Source organism: Actinoallomurus iriomotensis, assembly GCF_030269445.1.
GTDB classification, from domain to species: Bacteria; Actinomycetota; Actinomycetes; order Streptosporangiales; family Streptosporangiaceae; genus Actinoallomurus; species Actinoallomurus iriomotensis.
Window position 1 is genome coordinate 360560 of record NZ_BSTJ01000006.1, and the last position, 22162, is coordinate 382721.

At 71.4% G+C, this 22162-nt stretch carries 18 protein-coding genes; 10 read left to right on the plus strand and 8 right to left on the minus strand.

All coding sequences use genetic code 11. The annotated features are described in order from the left end of the window. Positions 1–110: 110 nt before the first annotated feature. From QSK37_RS25530 to QSK37_RS25565, 8 genes are all read left to right on the plus strand, one after another. Positions 111–869, plus strand: a complete 759-nt coding sequence (locus QSK37_RS25530) for a DUF5941 domain-containing protein (RefSeq protein WP_285625633.1) — start codon at positions 111–113, stop codon at positions 867–869. Next, positions 866–1597, plus strand: a complete 732-nt coding sequence (locus QSK37_RS25535; RefSeq protein WP_285579246.1) for a phosphocholine cytidylyltransferase family protein — start codon at positions 866–868, stop codon at positions 1595–1597. The genes QSK37_RS25530 and QSK37_RS25535 overlap by 4 nt, the downstream gene beginning before the upstream one ends. Continuing rightward, positions 1597–2670 carry an iron-containing alcohol dehydrogenase family protein gene (locus tag QSK37_RS25540; protein ID WP_285579244.1) on the plus strand — a complete coding sequence of 358 codons (1074 nt, stop codon included), beginning with the start codon at positions 1597–1599 and terminating at the stop codon, positions 2668–2670. Before QSK37_RS25535 ends, QSK37_RS25540 begins: the two co-directional genes overlap by 1 nt. Beyond that, a complete protein-coding gene (locus tag QSK37_RS25545) occupies positions 2648–3439 on the plus strand; it encodes a CDP-alcohol phosphatidyltransferase family protein (RefSeq protein ID WP_285625638.1) in 792 nt (263 codons plus the stop codon). Before QSK37_RS25540 ends, QSK37_RS25545 begins: the two co-directional genes overlap by 23 nt. Positions 3440–3462: 23 nt before the next feature. Then, positions 3463–4296 carry a glycosyltransferase family 2 protein gene (locus tag QSK37_RS25550; protein ID WP_285626171.1) on the plus strand — a complete coding sequence of 278 codons (834 nt, stop codon included), beginning with the start codon at positions 3463–3465 and terminating at the stop codon, positions 4294–4296. Between the two features lie 82 nt (positions 4297–4378). Continuing rightward, positions 4379–6331, plus strand: a complete 1953-nt coding sequence (locus tag QSK37_RS25555) for a tetratricopeptide repeat protein (RefSeq protein WP_285625640.1) — start codon at positions 4379–4381, stop codon at positions 6329–6331. Between the two features lie 33 nt (positions 6332–6364). Continuing rightward, positions 6365–6634, plus strand: coding sequence for a hypothetical protein (locus QSK37_RS25560; protein WP_285625644.1), 270 nt, complete (start codon positions 6365–6367; stop codon positions 6632–6634). Then, positions 6631–7554, plus strand: coding sequence for an RpnC/YadD family protein (locus QSK37_RS25565; RefSeq protein WP_285625646.1), 924 nt, complete (start codon positions 6631–6633; stop codon positions 7552–7554). The genes QSK37_RS25560 and QSK37_RS25565 overlap by 4 nt, the downstream gene beginning before the upstream one ends. 154 nt (positions 7555–7708) lie before the next feature. Here QSK37_RS25565 and QSK37_RS25570 read toward each other — a convergent pair whose 3' ends face one another. The 5 genes from QSK37_RS25570 to QSK37_RS25590 form a co-directional block, all read right to left on the minus strand. Next, on the minus strand, positions 7709–8731 hold the full coding sequence (locus QSK37_RS25570) for a CU044_5270 family protein (RefSeq protein WP_285625649.1): 1023 nt from the start codon (positions 8729–8731) through the stop codon (positions 7709–7711). Between the two features lie 2 nt (positions 8732–8733). Then, complete coding sequence (locus QSK37_RS25575) at positions 8734–9327, minus strand: RNA polymerase sigma factor (protein WP_285625651.1); 594 nt, start codon at positions 9325–9327, stop codon at positions 8734–8736. A gap of 376 nt (positions 9328–9703) precedes the next feature. Continuing rightward, on the minus strand, positions 9704–11728 hold the full coding sequence (locus tag QSK37_RS25580; protein ID WP_285625654.1) for a hypothetical protein: 2025 nt from the start codon (positions 11726–11728) through the stop codon (positions 9704–9706). Further along, entirely contained in the window at positions 11725–13668 is a 1944-nt protein-coding gene (locus QSK37_RS25585; RefSeq protein ID WP_285625656.1) for a hypothetical protein, read from the minus strand. The genes QSK37_RS25580 and QSK37_RS25585 overlap by 4 nt, the downstream gene beginning before the upstream one ends. Next, complete coding sequence (locus tag QSK37_RS25590) at positions 13665–15086, minus strand: bifunctional cytidylyltransferase/SDR family oxidoreductase (RefSeq protein WP_285625659.1); 1422 nt, start codon at positions 15084–15086, stop codon at positions 13665–13667. Before QSK37_RS25590 ends, QSK37_RS25585 begins: the two co-directional genes overlap by 4 nt. A gap of 327 nt (positions 15087–15413) precedes the next feature. On the opposite strand from QSK37_RS25590, the gene QSK37_RS25595 reads away from it, so the two are divergent. Then, positions 15414–17150, plus strand: coding sequence for an outer membrane protein assembly factor BamB family protein (locus QSK37_RS25595; protein ID WP_285625661.1), 1737 nt, complete (start codon positions 15414–15416; stop codon positions 17148–17150). A 25-nt stretch (positions 17151–17175) separates the two neighbouring features. Here the strand turns inward: QSK37_RS25595 and QSK37_RS25600 are convergent, their stop codons facing one another. The 3 genes from QSK37_RS25600 to QSK37_RS25610 form a co-directional block, all read right to left on the minus strand. Beyond that, on the minus strand, positions 17176–18264 hold the full coding sequence (locus tag QSK37_RS25600; protein ID WP_285625663.1) for a glycosyltransferase: 1089 nt from the start codon (positions 18262–18264) through the stop codon (positions 17176–17178). Between the two features lie 68 nt (positions 18265–18332). Further along, positions 18333–19601: a nucleotide sugar dehydrogenase gene (locus QSK37_RS25605; protein ID WP_285625666.1), complete on the minus strand. Its 1269-nt coding sequence runs from the start codon at positions 19599–19601 to the stop codon at positions 18333–18335. 13 nt (positions 19602–19614) lie between these two features. Further along, a complete protein-coding gene (locus QSK37_RS25610) occupies positions 19615–21036 on the minus strand; it encodes a glycosyltransferase family 4 protein (RefSeq protein WP_285625668.1) in 1422 nt (473 codons plus the stop codon). Positions 21037–21095: 59 nt separating this feature from the next. On the opposite strand from QSK37_RS25610, the gene wecB reads away from it, so the two are divergent. Then, positions 21096–22154, plus strand: a complete 1059-nt coding sequence (gene wecB, locus QSK37_RS25615) for a non-hydrolyzing UDP-N-acetylglucosamine 2-epimerase (RefSeq protein WP_285626176.1) — start codon at positions 21096–21098, stop codon at positions 22152–22154. The last annotated feature ends 8 nt before the right edge of the window (positions 22155–22162 follow it).

Sequence of the window (22162 nt, forward strand, 5' to 3'; positions counted from 1 at the left end):
ATTTCAAGGAGTGAGCGACCGATGAGCCGGAGCGAGCGCGCCGCAGCGAGCGGAGTGGACGGCCGAGGCACGAGGTCGGCCGCGCAGCGAGTGAGGGGCGGGAGCGACCGATGAGCACCGTGCTTCCCGGAGGCATGTCGGCGGGGGCACCGGAGCGGCCGACTCCGAACGAAGCGTTCACCTTCCACGGCGACCGGCTGGTCGCGTACCGCGACGACGGCCCGGTGTCGCACCTCCTCGGGCGGCTCAGCGGCGGGCAGCTCCCGCCGCTGCTCCCGCTGCTCGTCGCCGGCATCGTCACCGCGATCCTGCTGATCGCCGGCGTCAACGGCCAGGACAGCCCCGCGATCTTCGCACCCGTGCTCGCGCTGCTGCTGTGCGGTCCGGCGTCGACGCACCCGCACAGCGGGCGTCTCGACTGGCTCGTGCCGCCGATCATGCGCGCGATCGAGTACGGCTACCTGGCGACGCTCTGCTTCGCGCACGACGTCTCCAAGCCGCTGACCTACGCCTTCATCGGCATACTCGCCTACCACCACTACGACACCGTCTACCGCACCCGCCAGCGCCTGTGGCCCGCCAAGTGGGTCTTCCGCGCCGGTCTGGGCTGGGACGGCCGCCTGCTCATCGCCGCCGTGGCGACGCTGGCGGGTGTGCTCCCGTACGTCATCGCGGTGCTCGCCGTCTACCTCGGCCTGCTGTTCGGCATCGAGAGCGTCTACACCTGGACGCGCACCGGCACGGGCAAGGGCGTGATGGTCGACCTCGAAGACGAGGGAGAGAGCCCCGGCGGAACCACGGCGCAGCAAGAAGAGGAAGCCGCGGCGGAGCAGGCCGAGGCGAAGCAAGCAGAGGAGGCCCTTCGATGATCGGCATGGTTCTCGCCGCCGGCGCCGGGCGCCGGCTCCGCCCCTACACGGACACGCTCCCCAAGGCGTTGGTGCCCGTGGACGGCGAGACGACGATCCTGGACATCGCGCTCGGCAACCTGGCGGAGGTGGAGCTCACGGACGTCGTCATCGTCGTGGGCTACCAGGCGGGCGCGGTGGAGGAGCGCAAGGCCGGGCTGGAGCGCCGGTACGGCGTCGACATCACCCTCGTGCACAACGACAAGGCCGAGGAGTGGAACAACGCCTACTCGATGTGGCTGGCGCGCGACCACTTCAAGGAGGGCGTGCTCATGGTGAACGGCGACACCGTTCACCCGGTGAGCGTCGAGCGCACCCTGCTGGAGAACCGCGGCCCCGACGTGCTGCTCGCCATCGACGACGTGAAGAAGCTCGCCGACGAGGAGATGAAGGTCATCCTCGGCTCCGACGGGCACCTGGAGCGCATCACCAAGCTGATGGACCCGGCCGGCGCGAACGGCGAGTACATCGGCGCGACGCTGCTGGAGCCGGCGGCCGCCGAGCCGCTCGCCGACGCCCTCAAGGCGACTTGGGAGCGCGACCCGAACCTCTACTACGAGGACGGCTACCAGGAGCTGGTGAACCGCGGCGGAAAGGTGGCGGTCGCACCGATCGGCGCCGTGGACTGGGTCGAGGTCGACAACCACGACGACCTGGAGAAGGCCCGCCGGATCGCTGGTCTTTACTGATGCCCCTGCTCACGCGGATGCTCCCCGCTCCGCTGTCGATCGACGTGCGCCGGGGAGCGATCGCCCATCTCGGCGAGCTGCTCGCCGACCGGCGCATCGCGACCGAGGGCCGCGTCGCCATCGCGGTCGGCCCGGGCCAGGGTGACCAGATCGCGGAGCACGTACGCCCGAGCCTGGACGCCTGCGAGGTGTTCCAGGTCGAGGGCGCGTCCGTCGACGCGGCCATGGCCCTGGGCTCCCGGCTGCGGAGCGGGTCGTACGAGGCCGTCGTCGGCATCGGTGGCGGCCGTACGATCGACGCCACGAAATACGCCGCGACCCTCGCCGGCATGCCGATGGTGTCCGTCGCGACCAACCTCTCCCACGACGGCATCTGCTCGCCCACCGCGTCGCTGGAGCACGACAAGGGCAAGGCGTCGTTCGGCGTGACGATGCCGCTCGCCATGATCGTGGACCTCGACTACGTGCGCTCGGCGCCGGAACGCCTCGTACGGGCCGGCATCGGCGACGTGCTGAGCAACTTCTCGGCGGTCGACGACTGGATCCTGTCGAACCGGGAGCAGAACGATCCCATCGACCGGCTGGCGCTGACCCTGGCCCGCACCGCCGGCGAGGCGCTCATCCACCAGCCCCGCTCGATCGAGTCGGACGAGTTCCTGACCGTGCTGGCCGAGGGGCTCGTGCTGTCGGGGATGGCCATGTCGTTCGCCGGGTCGTCCCGGCCGGCGAGCGGCGGCGACCACGAGATCCTGCACGCCATCGACGCCCTGTTCCCCGGCACCGCCAACCACGGCGAGCTGGCCGGGCTCGGCGCGGCGTTCTGCTACCACCTGCGCGCGACGCACCTGGGTGAGGGCGCCGAGCGCCTCACCGAGATCGTCGCGAGCCTCGACCGTCATGGCTTGCCCAGGACTCCCAAGGACATCGGTCTGACCGCGGAGCAGTTCGCCCAGGCGGTGGCGTACGCTCCCCAGACCAGGCCGGGTCGGTACACCATTCTGGAGCACCTCGCGCTGGACGAAGGTGCCCTGTTGAAAGCGGTACGTGAATATGTCGGCACCTTCGCTGGCTGAGGTCAAGGCGGGCGGACAGCCGCCCGGCCTGAAGAACCGGCGCAACGAGGAACACTGGGCGGGGCGCCTCTACATGCGCGACATCTCGCCCCTCTTCACCTGGTTGTTCGTCCGGATCGGGTTCAGCCCGAACCAGCTCACCTACATGATGATCGCCTGCGGTGTGCTCGGCGGCGCGGCCGTCGCGGTCTCCGCGGGCGGCACCACGGGCCTCGTGTGGGCGATCGTCGGGGCGTTGCTCATCCAGGCGTACCTCCTGCTCGACTGCTCCGACGGCGAGGTCGCGCGGTTCCGCAACCGCACCTCGGTGACCGGGGTCTACCTCGACCGGATCGGGCACTACATGTCCGAGGTCGCGCTGCTGGCGGGCCTCGGCGTACGGGCCCAGGGCGCCTGGGAGAACGGCGGGTACGTCGAACTCGGTCTGCTCGCCGCCCTCGGCGCCGCGCTGATCAAGGCCGAGACCGACAACGTCGTGGTGGCCCGCGCCAAGTCCGGCCTGACCGCCGACCCGGCGACCGGCGACCGCGCGCTGCGGCCGGAGTCCACCGGCCTGGCCCTCGCCCGCGAGGCCGTGTCGCTGCTGAAGCTCCACCGGATCATCGGCGCCGTCGAGCTCTCTCTGCTGATCCTGGCCGCCGCCGTGGTCGACAAGGTGACGGACACCCTCACCGCGACCCGCGTGCTCGCCGTCGCGGTCGCGATCGTCGCCGTGGTCCAGACGGGCCTGCACTTCGTCAGCATCGTCGCCTCACGGAGGCTCAAGTGAAGCTCTCGGTGGTCGTCCTCACCATGGGCAACCGCCCGGTGGAGCTGAAGAAGGCCGTCGACAGCGCGCTGAGCCAGAAGGGCGTCGACGTCGAGATCATCCTCGTCGGCAACGGCGCGGACGTGCCCGGCTCGTGGGGCGACGCCGTACGCGTCGTGCGCCTCCCGGAGAACGTCGGCATCCCGGCGGGCCGCAACCGCGGAGTCGAGGCCTCCACCGGCGAGCTGATCCTGTTCCTCGACGACGACGGCTGGTACGAATCGACGGAGCTGGGCGCGTACCTGCGCGACCGGTTCACCGCCGACCCGAAGCTCGGCATCGTGTCGTTCCGGGTGCGCGACCCGGAGGGCGGCCCGGGCGAGCGCCGGCACGTGCCCCGGCTGCGCGCGGGCGACCCGCTGCGCTCCTCGGAGGTGACGACGTTCCTGGGCGGCGCGTGCGCGGTGCGCCGTGCCGTCTTCGACGCGGCCGGCGGGCTGCCGGAGGACTTCTTCTACGCCCACGAGGAGACCGACCTCGCCTGGCAGGCGCTGAACGCCGGCTATCACATCGTGTACGACGCGGAGTGCGTGATGTTCCACCCCGCGGTCGCCCCGACGCGCCACGCGATGTTCTACCGGCTGAACGCCCGCAACCGGGTGTGGCTGGCCCGCCGCAACCTCCCGTGGCCGGTCGCGCTGACGTACCTGGCCGTCTGGATCGGCATGACGGTCCTCCGCGAGCGCAAGCTGTCGTCGCTGCGTCCGTGGTTCGGCGGCTTCCGTGAGGGCTGGCGCAAACCGGCGGGCCCCCGCCGCCCGATCAGGTGGCGCACGGTCTGGCGCATGACCCGCCTGGGCCGGCCCCCGATCATCTGACCCGACGTTTCGGCCCCCTGTTCGACCCCGGCCGTATCGAGGACTTCGCGTCGGGCGCTCAACGCGCCTTTAGGGTGACGGCATGGGGCGACGGCGGCACGTCCGTACGACGGTGGCCCTTTGGCTGGGCCCGGTCGCCGGAGTCACGGCGGGCGCGCTCACCAACCTGATCACCGCGCGTTGGAACTGGTGGCTGTTCGGCGGCCTCATCGTGCTGACCACGGTGATCGCGGCGAGCGGCGCACTGGTCGCCCCGCCTCCGCCCGCACCCGTAGCGGGGTCCGCCCCGCACCTGGCCCCGCCGCTGGGTACGCGGGTGTTCACCGGCCGGGCGCGGGAGCTCGACCGGCTGTGCGCCGCCGCGCCGGACGACTCCGGCCCGCTGCTGCTGGCCGTGACCGGGCTGGGCGGCACGGGCAAGACCGAGCTCGCCGTACGCGCGGCCGCCCGTCTCGCGGCGCGTTGTCCGGACGGACGGTTCTGGCTCGGCTTACGCACGTACGCGCCGGCCGAGTCACGGATGGGCACCGCGGAGGTGCTCCGCACCCTGCTCAACGCCCTGGGCGTCGCGCCGGATCCGCAGGATGTCGACGTCTCTCGGCTGAGCGCCAAATGGCGGTCGGTCACCGCCGACCGCCGGATCCTCCTGGTCCTGGACGACGTCGCGAACGCCGATCAGGTACGCCCCGTCCTGCCCACCTCGGCGGACTCGATCGTCCTCGTGACCAGCCGTCACTTACTGATCGGCCTGGATCCGGACGACACGGTGACCCTCGACGTGTTCACCGAGGCCGAGGCACGGCAACTCGCCGCCGGGATCCTGCGACGTGCCGGCCATGACGACGTGCCGACCGCCGCGGCGATCGCCGCGGGCTACCGGCTGCCCCTCGCGGTACGCCAGATGGCCGATCTCAAGGCGGCCGATCCTCATCGGGCCATCACCGACCCGCCACCCGGCGGCGGCAGCGGTGAGGCGGACGTGGCGTTCAGCCTGTCACTGGCCGCGCTGGGCAAGGACGCTCGCTCGATGCTGCGCCGCGTCGCGCGCTATCCGGGTTCGTTGATCACCGTTGCCGTCGCGGCCACCATGGCCGACCTGCCGCCCGATCGCGCCCAGCACCTCCTGTCAACGCTCTACCAGCACGGACTCCTCATCTCGGCCGGACCCGACGGTGGCTACCGGATGCACGACCTCATCCGCGCCGCCGCCACCGGCGACCCCTCGACCCGCGACGACAGGCGCGGCCTGACCGAAGAACGTCTCTTCCGCTACGTCGATGCCGCGATCGCGTCAGCCGTCGAGACTCTGTACCGATCGGGTTCGGTGACCGGCTTGTCCAGCGGCCGTCCGGCGCGGTCGGCCGTGCCGCCACCTCGGCACGAAACCGACCTTCACGCTCTCACCTGGCTCGACCGGCATCACGCCGACCTGCTCGCGGTGGCTCGGCGGTGTGTCGCCGTCGGCTCTCCGCAGGCCTGGCGCATGGTCTACGACCTGGAGTTCTACCAGCGGCTACGCGGGTTCTACGGAGAGATAGCCGAGCTGCACACCGAAGCACTGCGCCTGGCCGAAGCGGCGCGTGACCGGTTCGGCCAGGCCGCCATGCACCACAACCTCGGCCTCCTCGACATGCGCAGAACCGACTTTCCGGCGGCCCGCGCCCACTTCGACATCTCGGTGGCCCGCTATGCCGAGGTGGGAAGCCTCGTCGGCGAGGGGGAGGTCCGTCATGAGCTCGCCAACATCGGCTACTGGCTCGGTGACCTCCCCTCCGCCCGCGCGCACGCCGAGGCCGCGCTCACCCTCCTGACCAAGGCCGGAGACCCCGTCGGCGTCGCCTTCGCCCATCGGGACCTGGGCGTGGTCGATCGGGCGCAGGGCCGGCACGCCGACGCCGCCGATCGCTTCGACACCTCCATCCGGCTCTTCGAGAGCATCGGCCAGCGCCGGGGAGTCGCGGTGGGCCGCCGGGAGCTCGCCCTCCTCCTTCTGGAGCAGGGCCGGCACACGACGGCCCGGCGGTACCTCGAGTAAGCACTGGCCGCATTCCAGGATCTGGGCGACCTGATGAACGCGGCCGACACACATCGAGCGTTCGCGACGCTCGACCGCGAGGCCGGCGACACCGATGCCGCGCAACGGCACGCGAGTGCGGCCCTGAACCTGAGCACCGACATCAGCCACCGTCGCGGACAGGCCGAGGCGCACACCGAACTCGGCCTGATCGCCGCCGACCCCACCGCCGCCCACCGGCATTTCACCACGGCTCTGGACCTTTACCGTCGCCTGGGGATCAGCGACAAGGCGGACGACCTCACCCGATTACTGGGAAAATGATTTTGCCGTTTACCCACCGTAAGCGGATGACCACTATTAGTGTCTTCGGTATGCCGACACAAGAACACGACGTCCTCGCCGAGCTGTTCCGCTGGAGCCCCGCACTCGCGGCCGACCTCGTCGGCAAAATCGGCGTGGACCTGCCGGACGTCCGGGGAGCGTCACACTGCTCGGAGTCCTTCACCGACCTCAAGACCACTGAGTACACCGGCGACGCGGCCGTCCTGTTAGAACTCGACTCTGGCAGGTGCGGCGTCGTGGTGGAGGTCCAGCGCCGGCCGGACAAGGAGAAGCCATGGAGCTGGCCGCTGTACATCGCCACACTCCGCGCCCGCGAGCGGTGCCCCGTCATGCTCCTGGTGATCGCCCCGGAACGTAGTGTCGCCGAATGGTGCGCCACGACCATCGAGACCGGCCATCCCGGCCACACCCTCACCCCGCTGGTCCTGCAAGCGGACAACGTGCCGGAACTGACCGACCCGAAGGACTTCCTGGCCAACCCGCCGATGGGGGTGCTGTCGGCGATGTTCCACGGCGACGGCCCCGAGGGTATGAAAGTGTTGCGGGCGGCATCGGACGGCACGGACCTCATCGCCGACGCCGACCGCCAGCTCGCCCGCCGCTACGTCGACTGCGTCCTCGCCGTCGTTCCCCAAGCCGCCCGCGACGCCTTGGAGGCGCTCATGATGACCGAATCCGAGTTCTACAGCGAAACCTTCCGAAACGCCGAAGCCAAGGGAAGGGCCGAAGGACGAGCCGCGGCCAAGGCTGAAGCCGTACTGACGATCTTGCAGGTCCGGGGCCTTCTCCTCACAGAGGAACAGAAAAAGCGCATCAGTGGCTGCCGCGACCTTACCCAACTCCAGACCTGGGTAGCGCGCGCCGCGACCGTCGAGGCGGCCGACGAGCTCTTCGGCTGATCGCCGTTAGAGCTCGTCGTGTTTCAGTACCCGGCTGCGGTCCGCAGGCCGTCCTCGCTGCGTCCGTGGTTCGGCGCCTGCCGGGGCAACCGCCCGATCATCTGAGCGTGCACGCACTTTCGCGGGGCGTCCGTGGACGCCCCGCGAAAGAAGGTCAGGGGCGCTGGCCGGGCTTGTCGACGAAGGCCGCCGCGAGACGGACCGAGAAGACGTCGATCGTGCCCTTCTCGACCTTCCAGGTGCCGTTCTCGCCGGTGCCCGCGTCACCGGTGTGATCCTTGACCACGACGCTTCGCTCACCGAGATACGCGTAGGACGTACGGTCCAGCAGCACCTCCTGACGGAGGTAGCCCTCAACGATCCGGGAGACGGCCAGGGCGGGGCGGCCGGCGACGTCCACCGTCCGCCTTTCGAGGGTGACGCCGGGAATCTTCGCCATCGCGCGGTAGACCGCGGCCTCCTGCCGGGGCGGCACGAGGTTGTCGTTCAGCAACGAGGCGAGTATTCCGAAGGTCTGGGCGTCGCTCGCGTCAGCGGGGCTGCCGGGCCGGACGCCGGCCGGCGCTCCCTTCTTGGCCCAGGCGATCAGCGCGTCCGGGTCAAGCGGGATCTTGGTCACGGACCCGTAGTCCACCGGCGGCATGGCGCCCGCACCGGTCGGTGCGACCGTCAGCCTGCCGTGGTCGTACTGGGCCACCCGCGTTCCGTCGATCCGGGTCCAGAGCCGGTCGACCCGGGTCTTCAGCGGCGACTTCGGGGTCTGTACCCCGCCGATCGGCGGCTTGCCCGGCGAGGTGTACCGGGTCTCGAGGTAGGTCCACTGGCCCGGCCGGGGCGGGGTGAACGGACGGGAGCCCGTGCGGTCCGCCGCCTGGTAGAGCACGGTCTGGACATCGGCCACCGGCCCGCTGGTCGGGACGGTGCGGGGACCGTTGTCGCCGTCTGCCCCGCCCAGGCCGACGGCCACGGTCACCGCCGCGGCGGCGGTGGCCAGCCCGCCGGCCACGGCGAGCCGCAGGCCCACCCGCGAGGGGCGGAGCCGGCGTGTGCGGCCGCGCACGGGCGCGGAGGACGCGGCTCGCTCCATCAGCGCCGCGTGGGCGGCGGTACGCGCCTCGGTGGAGGGCGGTGCGGTGTTCGGGCGAAGGGCGCGAAGCGTCGTGAGGTCGTCGTTCATGGTCAGCGGTCCTCTTCACTCGTCGGTTCGGTCTGGCCCATCGCGGCCCGGATCTTCTTCCGGGCACGGTGCAGCCGGGATCGTGCGGTCCCGGCCGGAATGCCGAGCGCCTCGCCCGCCTCCTCGGAAGTCAGTTCGGCCCAGGCGACCAGTAGCAACACGTCTCGATCGCCGTCCCGCAGCTTCGCCAGCGCCGCCATCAGCGGGCCCCGGTGCGCTTCCGCGTCCAGCCGTGTCACCACCCGGTCGGCGTGGCTCTCGTAGATCCCCTCGGCGCCGGCGCGCGCGAGCGCCCGGTACTGCCGCACCTCCGCCCGGCGGTGCCGAGCGATCAGATTGGTGGCGATCCCGTACAGCCAGGGCCGGGCGTCCGCACGGGACAGGTCGTAGCGATCCCGCCGGTCGAACGCGATCAGGAACGTCTCGGCGGCCACATCGTCGGCCAGACCCGGCCCGAGCCGCTGGCCGGCGAAGCCGTGAATCGGCGCGTAGTGCCGTGCGAAGACGGCGGCGAAATCCTCTGGCTCCCGCACGGACCGCTCGATGATCGCGGCATCGCTGACCTCGGTCGGGAGCATCCGGCTCACCACTGCCATGGTCGAGAAGACTCAGTCATCGGCTACCTCCGTAGCATGGTCGGACAACCTCCTTCACCGATCCCGCCGAAGCTGTTCACGCCGCCAGGTTTCGGGAGCTCAGGACGTAGAGGTGACCGGCCGGAGCGAGGCCGGGGAAGGTGGTGCGGACACCGGTCGATGCCTGGTGGTCGGCGGTGGTTCCGGCGGCGGATCCGACCGGCCCGCCGAGACGGCGGCGGCCAGGTGGACGGCGTCGACCCGGCCGGGGATCCGGGCCGCGCGGCCCGGTCCGGTCCGGTCGAGGGAGAAACGCGACCGCCGAGACGGCCGACGAGCTCTGACGGCGATCAGCCGAAGAACTCGTCGTGCCGCCTCGGCGGGCGGTGGTGGACGCTCAGGCCCTGTCGGCCGACTCCAGGGCGGTGCGGGTGCGCTTGGCGGCCAGCGCGTTCACGGCGTCGGTGAAGCGGGTCATCGCGTCCGGCTCGTCGGCGCCCAGCAGGTCGTGCTTCAGCGCCCGCCGGCGGTCGGACATCGGGTCCTCGCCCTCCGCCGTCACGGCCGTCAGCACGTCCTTCAGGCTCGCGCAGTCGCGGCCGATGAGGTAGGCCGCCGACGCGCTCGGGTTCTGGGTGCGGAACTCGCCGTCCGGCAGGTTCGCGCCGTTCGTCACCGCGTACGGCTTGCCGCTCGCGATGAAGTCGGCGACGACGCTCGAGATGTCGGTGATGAGCAGGTCGGCCCGGTTGAAGCACGAGTACAGGTGCGGGATCGTGCCGGTCACCACGCGGTGCCGCCACCAGCCCTCGGACGCCCAGTACGCCTGTTCGCACCCGGCCGCGGTGTCGCGCCACAGGGCGTCGCCCGCAAGGTCCGGCTCGGCCGCGCGCCGTGACTCCTCCGCCTCGTCGGCTCCGCGGCTCGACTCCCGGCCCAGCGCCGCCAGCCTCGCGGTCAGCGCCTCCAGGTCGCGCCGGGCCGCGGCGTCGCGGGCCGGGTCGGCCGGCCACTGACCGCTCGCGTCGCGGGCCGCGTTCGCCTCGGCGATCATGCTGACGATCTTGCTGTGCGCGCGGCGTACGGCGGGGTCGTTCTTGCCGGCCATCGGGTGCGGCTTGTACAGCAGCCGGATGTGCGGCGCGTGGTCCAGCAGCGCGCGGACCAGCTTGACGCCCATCACCGCGACCGACGTGTGGTACGGGTCGCCGGTCCAGCCCTCCCAGGTGGGGGCGTACAGGACGGTGAACATCGGGTCCGGGGTGACGCCGGAGGTGTCGATCGGCGCGAGCTGCGGCCGGCCGACCTCGACGATCTCGTCGTCGCGCACGCCCGCGTCGCTGCGCCGGTAGCGCTCGCGCCCGGCCGGCCCGGCGACCCAGACCTCGTCGTAGACCTTGCTGAACGGGCTGAAGCTGGCCGCCTTGTCGCTGTCGCCGTGGCCGATGAACACGCAGCCGATGTCCGGCAGCCGCAGCATGTGGATGTTCTTGCCGGCGTTGGCCGGGAACAGGGCGACCCGGGTGGTCTCGGGCATCGGGAAGTTCATCATCTCGGTGCCGCCGGGGAAGCACAGGACCGGCGAGGACGTGCGGCCGAGCAGCGGCATGTTGTTCCGCTCCCGCATGATGATCATCTTCTTGTGCGGCAGCCGGTCGAACGTCTCCAGCCACATGTTGACCTGGTACATGCAGTCGTCGGCGCCGGAGAAGTACAGCACGACCTCCGGCCCGTACGCGGCGATCTCCTCGGCGACGTCCTTGAGCACCCGCTCGCGGTCGGCCAGCTGCCGGTTGAGCCGGATGTGCACGGCGGCGAGGACGAGCGCGACCAGGCCGGCCGCCAGCGCCACCGCGAGCCCGGCGGCGACCGGTCCCGGGGTCTCCAGCCCGACGGTGAGCACCGCGCCCGCCACCACCGGCACGTCGAGGTAGATCATCGACCGGTGCTCCCGCACCGATGCGGGCGGCGGCGCGGGAAGGCGCAGCCGCGTCAGGTCGATGCCCCGAGTGATCACCGGGAGCCGGCGCCGTTCGATGACGACGACGGCGAGACAGGAGTGCACCGCGCGCAGGACGTGCAGCAGCACCAGCGTGCCCGCGACCGTGGTGAACCAGCCGGCGGACAGCGTCGCCGACCGGGCCAGCATGACCAGCACGGCCACGTCGCGGACGGTCGCGCGCAGCGTCACGCCGAGACCGACCTGGCTCAGCGCGGCGTTGAAGTACAGCGCGCGGCGGACCAGAAACGCCTCGGCGACGTAGCCGGTCAGCGCGAACACGGCGACGAACAGGGCGCTCGGCCACACGGCGGCGACGACGAGAAGCGCGTACGACAGGACGAGGCCGCCGGCGATGGCGGGTCCGGCCGTGTCGCCTCCGAAGCGCCGGCCGATCTTGGAGAGGATGCTGGACGGATTCAAGCTGCTGGCCGATCGTCGTCGGTGCGGGTGAGGGACTTGGCGGCGAGCGCGGAGACGGCCGCGTCGAACCGCTTGGCGGAGTCGAGGCCGTCGGGCCCGAGCAGGTGGGCGCGCAGCTCCCGCCGCCGCTCGGCGAGCGGGTCGGGGCCCTCGGCCTGCGCGTGCGCGAGGATCTGCCCGATCTCGGCGCAGCCGGGCCCGATGAGGTACGCCGCGAGGGCCGCCGTCGGGAACAGCTGCCGGAACTCCTCGCCGCTCAGCCCCTTGACGTTCGTCACCGCGTACGGCTTGCCGCTGACGATGAAGTCGCCCGCCACGCTGGAGATGTCGGTGATGAGCAGGTCGGCGTGGTTGAAGCAGTCGTACACGTGCGGCCGCGGACCGGTGATGACGCGGTGCCGCTGCGGGCCGCCGGCCTGCCAGTACGCCGCGGTCCACGCCTCCTCGGTCTGGCGCCATTCGTCGGACGTGCCGGCCGCGGCGCTGTCGCGGGTGAGCTGGGCCTCGTCGCCGGCGGTCTCGTCGCCGGCGAGGGCGTCCAGCCGCCGGGACAGCGCCTTGAGCCGGTCGGCGTGCTCGCCGCCGCTCGCCGGGCGTCCCGCGTTGGCCCGCTCGATCATCGCGACGATCTCCTCGTGGCGTTCGATCGCCTTCGGGTCGCGGGTGCCGGTGAGCGGGTGCGGCTTGTAGACCACCCGGACCTGCGGCGCGTGCTCCAGCAGCGCCCGGACGATCGCCGGGCCCATCGTCGCGACCGAGCTGTGCGCCAGGTCGTCCGACCAGCCCTCCCAGGTGGGGGCGTACAGGACGGTGAACATCGGGTCCGGGTTGCGGCCGGAGGCGTCGATCGGCGCGAGCTGCGGCCGGCCGACCTCGACGATGTCCTCGTCCCGTACGCCGGTACGCATGGTCAGGTACCGCTCGCGCCCGGCCGGCCCGGCCACCCAGACCTCGTCGTACGCGCGGGCGAACGGGTTGAAGCTCGCCGGCTTGTCGCTGTCGCCGTGGTTGATGAAGGCCGACCGGATGCCGGACATCCGCAGCATGTGGAGGTTCTTGCCGACGTTGGCCGGGTACAGCGCGGTGCGGATCGAGGACAGGTCGAGCCGCACCATGTCCATCGCCTTGGGCACGCACAGCACCGGCGTCTTCGTACGGCCCAGCAGCGGCACCATGACGCGCTCCCGCAGGATGATCACTGCCCGGTGATCGAGTTCGTCCATCGTGGAGAGCCACATGTTGGCCTGGTAGGCGGAGTCCGCCGAGCCGGAGAAGTACAGCGCGACCTCCGGCCGCAGCTCCGCCAGCCGCTCGTTGACCAGGTCGAAGACCCGGTTCTCGTCACCGAGGTGGCGGTTGCGCACGGCGTGCCGCGCCATGATCGCGAACGCGACGAGGCCGAGGACGTACGCCGTGGCCAGCCCGCTCACCCCGGCTCGCAGCCCGAAGAGCCCGCCGAGCATGACCGGCAGCACGTCGAGGTGCAGCATCGTGCGCGAGTGCCGGGTGGTCAGCTGCGGGCTCGGGGCGTCCGGGATGCGCAGAGCGGTGAGGTCGATGCCGCGCGTGACGACGGGGAGCCGCCGGCGTCGGATGACGTAGAGGGTGAGCCCGGAGTACACGCCGCGCAGCGCGTGCAGGCCGAGCAGGCCCAGCGCCAGGACGGCGAAGACGGTGTCTCCCGCGTGGCCCTCCCGCACCAGCAGCAGGAGCACGGCGAGCTCGCGGATGAGGAACCGCACGGTCACGCCGGTGTGGGTCTGGGCGAGCCGCTCGGTGACGGGGAGTTCGTCACGCGAGGCGACCGCGTCGGCGACGTAGGCGATCAGCGCGGTGGCGGCGAAGGCCCAGGTGTTCGGCCACAGCGCGGCCACGACCGTCGCGGGATAGGACAGGACGAGCGCGGGCCCGGCCACGGCCCGTACCAACGGGTGAGTCATCGGGTGACCGCCGTCGGGTCGTGGCGGCGGATGTCGACCGTGTGGCCGGTCAGTCCGGAGATGAGCACGTCGATCGAGGTCATCGCCACGTCGCGGGAGGCCAGCAGCGTGCCGGGCGGCTCCTGGCCGAACGCGCGCGTCCGCATCGGCGTGGCGGTGCGTTCGGGGTTGATGCAGTTGACGCGCACCCCGTCGTCGGCCCACTCGTCGGCCAGGGCCTGGGTCAGGTTGACGGTGGCGGCCTTGGCCGAGGAGTAGAGGCTGTAGCCGGCGCGGCCGCGCGTGTAGCTGCTGGAGGTGTAGAGCAGCAGCTGGCCCTTGGTCTCGCGGAGATAGCCGATGGCCGCCCGCGCGACCCGCAGCGGGCCGAGGTAGTTGATCCGCAGCGACTCGTCGATGATCGCCTCGTCGATCTCGTCGAGGCGGCCGGTGTGCAGGACGCCCGCGGTGTTGACGACGTAGTCGATGCGGCCCGTCTCGCCGTACGCCTTGGCCAGGGCGTTCTCGATGTCCTGCGGGTTCTCCACGTGCGTGCCGGTCTCCGACCGCGAGAAGGAGTACACCTTGGCGCCGAAGGACCGGGTCAGCTCGGCGATGTCGGCGCCGATGCCCTGGCTGCCGCCGAAGACGACGACGGTCTTGCCGCTCAGGCGGCTCTCGTAGTCACCGTCGTCCTCCGGCGACGGCGGCGGCGCCTGGGAGGACAGCTGGAACAGCTTGTCGGCGAGGAACACGTCGACCGGGTGGGTGACCTTCATGTTCTGCTCGCTGCCGGGCACGACGACGATCGGCACGTCGGGCAGGTAGCGGAGCACGACGCTGCAGTCGTCGGTCGCGGTGACCTTCCCGCCGGTGAAGTCCGGGTCGGCGAGCGCGAGTTCGTACGCCTCGCGGATCGTCGACAGGCGGAAGCACTGCGGCGTCTGACCGCGGCGCAGCAGGTCGCGGCGGGGCACGTCCTTGATGACCGTGCCGCCGTAGTCGTCCACCTTGATGATCGTGTCGGCCGAGGGGATCGCCACGTCGACGGCCTCGTACCGTTCCAGGGCCGTGACGCAGTCCTCGATGACGCGGTGGTCGATGAACGGCCGGACGGCGTCGTGGAACAGGACGTTCGCCTCGGGGGCGGTGGCGCCGACCGCTTCGATCGCGCGCATGGTGGTCTCGGTCCGGGTGGCGCCGCCCTCGATGACGCGGGAGACCTTCGTACATCCGGCGGCGGCGACTATGGCCTCGGCATCGGCGGTGAAACCGGGGGTCATGGCGACGATGATCTCGTCGATCTGCGGCGCGCTCTGAAAAACCTGCAGCGTATGCTGCATGATCGGCTTGCCGGCGATCTTGACGAGCTGTTTGGGGATCTCGAGCCCCATCCGCTGCCCCGTGCCACCTGCCAGGACGACTGCGACGTTGTACAACTTGGGTCCGTCCTCTGTCTGATAGGTGCAAGCGAGGATAGCGTCAGATAACCGGTAAAAAACGACAGACGTACCACATGAAGGCTACGTAACGCTCACCTGAGAATTCGGTTACTTGATCAACGTTTTACGCCGTCCGAGCCTCGCCTGACCGGGGCGCGCGCATGATCGCGCCCCGTACGGTCCCGGTCCGCCGTCGGCCGAATCGCCTTGACCGGCGCCCTCGTGCCGCCATCATCGGTGGCGAGCGTCCGAACCCCGTACGCTCGGCAGTCCCGGGATTTGGAGGTGGTCACGGTCGAGTCCGCACGGAGCCGTTGGCGCGCCGTGCCCGGGGTTGTCGCGACCTTGGTCACCGTCATCTGCGGAGCGATCCTCGCCGACCGGCTCATCCTCCAGGCGGAGTGGTGGCAGGTGAACCGCACCGTGACCCACGCCCCGCGACCGCCGCTCGCCGACCTGGGGCCACCACCCGGTCCGGTCACGCTGAGCTGGCAGCTCAGCACTCCGGTGGCCGACAGCGAGCTGCCCGCCTACGACCGGGTCGCCTACACGATCATGGACGGAGAGCTCGTCGTCGTGTCCGGCCACGGCCTCACCGTCCGCGACGCGCGTACGGGCCGTGAGCGCTGGCACTACTACCGCGGGCAGTGGTCCCTGCTGGGGTGGGCGCGCACCGGTCACGTGGTCGTCGCCTACCTCGAGCGCACCGGCCACCGCGGCAACCGCCTCATGGTCGGCCTCGACGCGGTCAGCGGCACACTGCTCTGGCGCCAGCGCGGCGACGTGCCGGCCGCGACCGAGCGCACCACGTTGCGCTGGCCGGCGGGCGGCGGTGTGGTCATCGTCACCGAGGACGGTCGGCACACGCTGTACGGCCGTGCCGCGGCGACCGGCCGGCGCGTGTGGAGCAAACGCCTCGCGCACGGCTGCCTGCTGCCCGAGGCCGTCCCGTACGGTTCGTCGGCCAGCGACAGCGTCGCCGCGTTCGGCCTCGACTGCGGCGCGCGCGACCGCACGCTGGCGCTCGACCCGCGCACGGGGCGCACCCTGTTCACGACGAACGCCGCGCACCCCGCGGTGTCGGTCAGCGGCGACGTGACCGCCGTCTTCGACGGCACCGGCCTGCACGCCTACGACCGGGGCGGCCGGGAGTTCCTCGTCCGCAGGGGAGAGGACGTCTGCCGCGAGATGTGCCCGGCCGTGGTCACAGGTGGGCATCTGCTCATCGCCTACGACCTGGCCCGCGGACCGGAGAACGGCACCGAGACGCGGAGGCTGGAGTCGATCGACATCGGCTCCGGGGGGCTGTCCTGGCGCCGCGACATGTCCGGGTACACCGCGCTGTCGGTGTCGGGCGGCCTGGTGTACGGCCTGCGCTCCCGGCTCGCCGATCCGCTGCTGCCCGCCGGGATCGACGTCATCGACCCGGCCACCGGCGCCGGCACCACGGTGCCCGCGCCGCTGGTGACCCGCCCGGGCCTGGACGGCGTACGGCCCTGGCTCGCCGCCGGCGGCGGACTGCTGTACGTGGCCGTGCCGACCGCGCGCCCGCGCCCGTTCGGCGGGGCGCGGCTGGTCGCCCTGCGCGGCGGGATCCGCGGGTCGGGGCCGCCGGAGCTGGCAGGCGTGCCGGCGCGGGAGTGGCCCGAGGCGTGCTCCCTGCTGACCAAGCACGACCTGCCACGCGGATACGCGGCGGAACCGACCACCGCACACGTCGAGGGCCTGCGCCTGCGGGTCGGCTGTACCTACCGCCTGCGCCACCAGAAGCGCCGGGCGTCGGACGGTCCCGAACGCGAGGCGGCCGCCGTGTCGGTCACGGTCCAGTGGGTCGCGGCCGACGAGAGCACGGCCACGGCCCTGTTCTGGGCGGCCCGTGACACGCAGAACGGCGTCCGTGACCCGGTGAAGGCCGGCGACGCGGCGTACGGGCTGGGCGTGCCGTCGGGGACGGTGGTGATGCGGGTGGACCGCACGATCGTGACGGTCACCTCCGGCATACCGAGCATGGCCTCGGGCCTGGCCAACCTGGTCGCCGCCCGGCTCCGCGCCGCGCCCTAGTAGCACTACTAGCCCGCCCGCGCGCTCAGGCCTTCGCGGAGGCCCAATCCTCGAGCTGGGCGACGAACAGGCGTGCCTGTTCGGGCCAGTGGAAGCGGGCGCGCGCCGCCTCGTGACCCCGTTTGCCCATGTCCAGGCGCAGCGCGGCGTCGTCGCGGAGCCGGCGGACCGCCGCCGCCGTGGCCACCGGGTCCTGGAACGGCACGACCAGGCCGCAGCCGCTCTCGTTGACGATCTCCGCGGCGATCGGGTTGGGCGTGGTGACGACCGGCAGGCCCCGCGCCATGTACTCCACGACCTTCGTCGGCATCGAGTGCCGGTAGTTCGGCGAGTCGTGCAGCAGCGCGAGCCCCGCGATGGCGCCTTCGGCCATGCGCAGCGCCCGGTCGTTCGGCACGAAGCCGTACCAGCGCAGCAGACCGGTCCGCTGTGCCTCGCGCAGCAGCGGCCGTACGCCCGCGTCGGCCGCGCCGATGAGCTCCAGGGTGATCCCGTCGGCCTGGAGGATCCGCGCGAGTTCGATCAGGTCGGCGGCGCCGCGGGCCATCGAGAGCTGCCCGACGTAGACCACCCGCTCGTCGCCGGGCGGCGCCGGCGGGACGTCCGGGACGTTCGTGGTGTTCGGCACGACGAGGTGGGTCTCGCGGAAACGTGCGCGGTACCCCTCTTCGGCCAGCAGCAGCTTCATCCGGCGTTCCGCACGCCGCTCCAGCCGCCGTACGGCGAACCGCAGCGGTATGCGCATGGGCGCCGGCAGCCAGCCCTTGGCGCCCAGGGCCGCCGCGGTGTCCTCGTGGACGTCCCAGACGGTGCGTGAGCGCAGGCGGCGCGGCACGCCGAGCAGCAGTTCGGGATCGTGCAGCAGGACGAGGTCGGCCTCCCCGCCGCGTTCGCGCAGCACGCGCCGCGCCATCCGCAGCGCGTGCAGCCGTCGCCGGCCGGTCGCGCGCGGCACGTCCACCGGAACGATCTCCGGCCAGGGCGTGACATTGCACGCGCGGAAAGGCGCCATGTAGGTGATCTCATGACCCGCGTCGAGCAAGGCTCGAATCTGCCGGTGCAGAATTCGCGCGTCCTCCGGATGGTGCACGACCGTACAGACGAATATCCGCATCGATTTCACTTCACCGCGAGTCTGTTGGGGTAAGGCGAACATTCGGTGAATTCGGTACGGCCATCAGTTCACAACAATTCGACGCGCTCGGCGGCCGACTCGTCCACCATCCGCGTACGGCCGCGGGTGTCGAACAGCAGGCGCGCGTGCCGGGTCAGCGTGTCGGCGTCGTACTCGGCGTGGTTCGTCAGGACGACGACGAGGTCGGCCTCGGCCAGCGCCGTGTAGAGCACGCGGGCGCGCGGCACCGCGACGCCGTCGACCTCCCAGTCCTCCACGTGCGGGTCGTGGAAGGTCAGGTCCGCGCCCATCTTGCGCAGCCGTCGCGCGACCGGCCGCGCCGGCGACTCGCGCTGGTCGGCGATGTCGGCCTTGTACGTCACGCCGAGCAGCAGGACCTTGGCGTTCTTCATCGCCCGGCCCTCGCGGTTGAGCAGGGCCTGGGCCCGCTCGACCACGTACCGCGGCATCCGGTCGTTGATCTCCTGGGCGAGCTCGACGAAGCGGAACGGGTAGCCGAGCGAGCGCACCTTGTACGACAGGTAGTTCGGGTCGATCGGGATGCAGTGGCCGCCGACGCCGGGGCCCGGGTAGAACGCCTGGAACCCGAACGGCTTGGTCGCCGCGCACCCGATCGCGTCCCACAGGTCGATGCCGAGCTCGTGGCAGAACACCGCCATCTCGTTGACCAGGGCGATGTTGACGTGCCGGTAGGTGTTCTCCAGCAGCTTGGCCATCTCGGCCTCACGCGTGCCCTTGGCCTGCACGACGTGCTCGACGAACTTGCCGTAGAACCCGGCGGCCGCCTGGGCGCAGCCCGGGGTCATGCCGCCGACGATCTTGGGGGTGTTCTTGACGCCGTACACCGGGTTGCCCGGGTCGATGCGCTCCGGCGAGAAGGCCAGGTGGAACTCGGCGCCCGCCGTCAGGCCGGACTCCTCCAGGATCGGCGCGACGACCTCCTCGGTCGTGCCCGGGTAGGTGGTCGACTCGAGGACGACCAGCGTGCCGGGCTCCAGGTGCCGCGCGACCGTCTGCGCGGCCTTCCGCACGGCCGTCAGGTCGGGCCCGCCGTCGGCCGACAGGGGCGTGGGCACGCAGATCACGACGGTGCGCGCGCCGTCGAGGACGGGCTCCTCCCGGCTGGGCGTGAAGCCCGCCGCGAGCATGTCCTCGACCTCGGCCGGGCTGACGTCGTCGACGTGGGAGAGCCCTGCCTTGAGCCCGGCCACGACGCGTGCGTCGAGATCCAGCCCGCCGACCTTGAGTCCGGCGCGGCAGGCCTCCCGCACGAGCGGGAGGCCGACGTATCCGAGTCCGATGACCACCAGGTCCACCAGGTGGCTCCCTTCAGGAAGCAGATGAGGCGATTTCTCGATAAGGGGTGAGATAGCGAGCCGTTACGGCCCGCCAGGTCCGGTATTCCGCGACCCACTCTCGGCCGGCCTGTCCGATTTCACCGCGTGTCCTGGGACTGTAAATGAGCTGGTCCAGGTGATTCGCCCAAGCTTCCGGGTTTTCGGGAAGTGTTAACGTCCCCGTCACACCTGGTTCGATGATTTCGCGAAGTGCTCTGACATCACTTGCTATTACTGGGATTCCCCCTGCCATCGCCTCCAGGGGCTTCAGCGGAGTCACCAGCTGACAGACACGGTCCGCAGTCCGCGGGACCGCGAACACATCGAGGACGGCTTGATACCGACGTACCTGATCGACCGGCACCCGGCCGGTGAATATCGCGGGAACCTCCAGCTCGGCCGCTCGGCGCTCCAGGGCCGGACGCTCCGGCCCGTCGCCGACGAGCAGCAGGGCGAAGTCCCGGCGCAGGGCGGCGGCCTCGATCAGCGTGGCGATGCCCTCGAAGCCGTAGAACGTCGAGGTCAGCCCGACCACGACCTCGCCGGGTGCGATGCCCAGCTCGGCCCGGAGCTTCGCGGCGTCCGGCAGGGGCGCGAGGAACGAGTCGTCCACGGCGTTCGGTACGACGAGCACATTGCCCACGCCGCGGCTCTCGATCTCCTCGCGCATCGCCTCGCCGAGCGTGACGACGAGGTCGGCCGAACGCATCCGGGCCGTCTCGACCTCACGGGTGAGCCGGTAGAACTCATCGTTCTCGGTCCGCGCCGGGTCGCGCGACAGCCAGGAGTCCTCCAGGAAGCCGCGCACCTCGTAGGCCACCGGCACGCCGTACCGGTCGCGCAGCTCCAGCGCGACGGCGGCGTTCATGTGGTTGCTGGCCGCGTGCAGCACGGAGGGGCGGAGCCGCTCCACGAGGCCGCCGGCCAGGTCGGCGGCCTTGCGGATCTCGCGCACCGGCCCGCGCGGCGGCAGCCACGGCAGGAGACGGTGGTAGGTCACGCCGTCGACGTCGACCCGCGGCCGCGCGTCGGTGACGCCCTGGGCGAGCGGATGCCCGAGCCGGGTCACGACGTGCGGTTCCAGTCCCAGCTCCCGCTGGGCGGAGACGATCCGCTGCGTCCGCACGGTGTACCCGGCCTGGGTGGCCGGCAGCGCGTTCGTGACGAAGTGCAGCACGCGGGCGGGGTCCCGCCGTCCGAGGGCCCGCTTCGGCGCGGTCGTGCCGGTGGCGGCGAGCAGGGCCCGCAGGTCGCGCGTCTCGTCGGACTTCGGAGTCGGCCGTGCCCACGTCGCCAGGCGAGGGCGTACCCTCCCCGGAACGACGCGGAGCGCCAGGCGTACGGCGAGCCGGAGCGCACGCCGCGGGTCGTCGCGCGCGTGCCGCCAGGCCAGCGCAGCGGAGAAAAAGATCATCTTGGCCACCTGCATGGCGGGCGAGGCTAAGCACCTTCAATGAACGAGAGGCAAACGTGATCGCGCACGTCCTCGGCGCCCGGCCGAACTTCGTCAAGGCCGCCCCCGTCATCGCCGCCCACAACCGTGAGCAGCGCCTGATCCACACGGGTCAGCACTACGACGAACGCATGTCAGAGGTCTTCTTCCGCGAGCTCGGCCTGCCCGAGCCGGACGTGAACCTCGGGGTGGGCTCCGGCAGCCACGCCGCGCAGACCGCGGCGATCATGGTGGCGCTGGAGAAGGAGTTCATCGAGCGTTCACCCGAGCTCGTCATGGTGTACGGCGACGTGAACTCCACCATCGCCGCCGCGCTGGTCGCGGCCAAGCTGCACATCCCGGTCGCCCATGTCGAGGCCGGGCTGCGCAGCTTCGACATGACCATGCCCGAGGAGGTCAACCGGCGGCTGGTCGACCAGCTCTCGAACCTGCTGTTCGTCACCAGCCCCGAGGCCGTCGGGCACCTCGCAGCCGAAGGCGTGGACGTCGACCGGGTGCACTTCGTGGGCAACCCGATGATCGACACGCTGCTCGCCCACCTGGACTCCTTCGACACCGAGGCGGTGCGCGCCGCCCACGGGCTGCCCGAGCGCTACATCGTCGCGACGCTGCACCGGCCGGCGAACGTCGACGACCCGCAGGTCGCCGCCGGGCTGGTCAAGCGGCTGCACGAGATCGCCGACCTGGCCGACGTGGTCATGCCGGTGCACCCGCGCGGACGCCGGGTGCTGACCGAGGCCGGGCTGGACGACCACCCGCGCGTGACGCTGCTGGAGCCGCTCGGCTACGTCGACTTCGTCGCGGTCGTACGCGGCGCCGTCGCCGCCGTCACCGACTCGGGCGGCGTGCAGGAGGAGACCACCATCCTCGGCGTCCCGTGCCTGACCCTGCGGCCCAACACCGAGCGGCCGATCACCATCACGCACGGCACGAACCGCCTCGTCACCCCGGACGGGCTCGTGTCCGCGGTCGAGCAGGTGCTGGCGTCGCCGGCCGGCGAGCACGAGGTCCCGCCGCTGTGGGACGGCAAGGCCGGCCCGCGCATCGCCCGGATCACGGAGAGCTGGCTCAATGGCTGACCCGGAGG

Bases quoted from the DNA above. Each gene is read 5' to 3' on its own strand.
- QSK37_RS25530 (WP_285625633.1), top strand. From the start codon at position 111: ATGAGCACCGTGCTTCCCGGAGGCATGTCGGCGGGGGCACCGGAGCGG.
- QSK37_RS25535 (WP_285579246.1), top strand. From the start codon at position 866: ATGATCGGCATGGTTCTCGCCGCCGGCGCCGGGCGCCGGCTCCGCCCC.
- QSK37_RS25540 (WP_285579244.1), top strand. From the start codon at position 1,597: ATGCCCCTGCTCACGCGGATGCTCCCCGCTCCGCTGTCGATCGACGTG.
- QSK37_RS25545 (WP_285625638.1), top strand. From the start codon at position 2,648: ATGTCGGCACCTTCGCTGGCTGAGGTCAAGGCGGGCGGACAGCCGCCC.
- QSK37_RS25550 (WP_285626171.1), top strand. From the start codon at position 3,463: ATGGGCAACCGCCCGGTGGAGCTGAAGAAGGCCGTCGACAGCGCGCTG.
- QSK37_RS25555 (WP_285625640.1), top strand. From the start codon at position 4,379: ATGGGGCGACGGCGGCACGTCCGTACGACGGTGGCCCTTTGGCTGGGC.
- QSK37_RS25560 (WP_285625644.1), top strand. From the start codon at position 6,365: ATGAACGCGGCCGACACACATCGAGCGTTCGCGACGCTCGACCGCGAG.
- QSK37_RS25565 (WP_285625646.1), top strand. From the start codon at position 6,631: ATGATTTTGCCGTTTACCCACCGTAAGCGGATGACCACTATTAGTGTC.
- QSK37_RS25570 (WP_285625649.1), bottom strand. From the start codon at position 8,731: ATGAACGACGACCTCACGACGCTTCGCGCCCTTCGCCCGAACACCGCA.
- QSK37_RS25575 (WP_285625651.1), bottom strand. From the start codon at position 9,327: ATGGCAGTGGTGAGCCGGATGCTCCCGACCGAGGTCAGCGATGCCGCG.
- QSK37_RS25585 (WP_285625656.1), bottom strand. From the start codon at position 13,668: ATGACTCACCCGTTGGTACGGGCCGTGGCCGGGCCCGCGCTCGTCCTG.
- QSK37_RS25600 (WP_285625663.1), bottom strand. From the start codon at position 18,264: ATGCGGATATTCGTCTGTACGGTCGTGCACCATCCGGAGGACGCGCGA.
- QSK37_RS25610 (WP_285625668.1), bottom strand. From the start codon at position 21,036: ATGATCTTTTTCTCCGCTGCGCTGGCCTGGCGGCACGCGCGCGACGAC.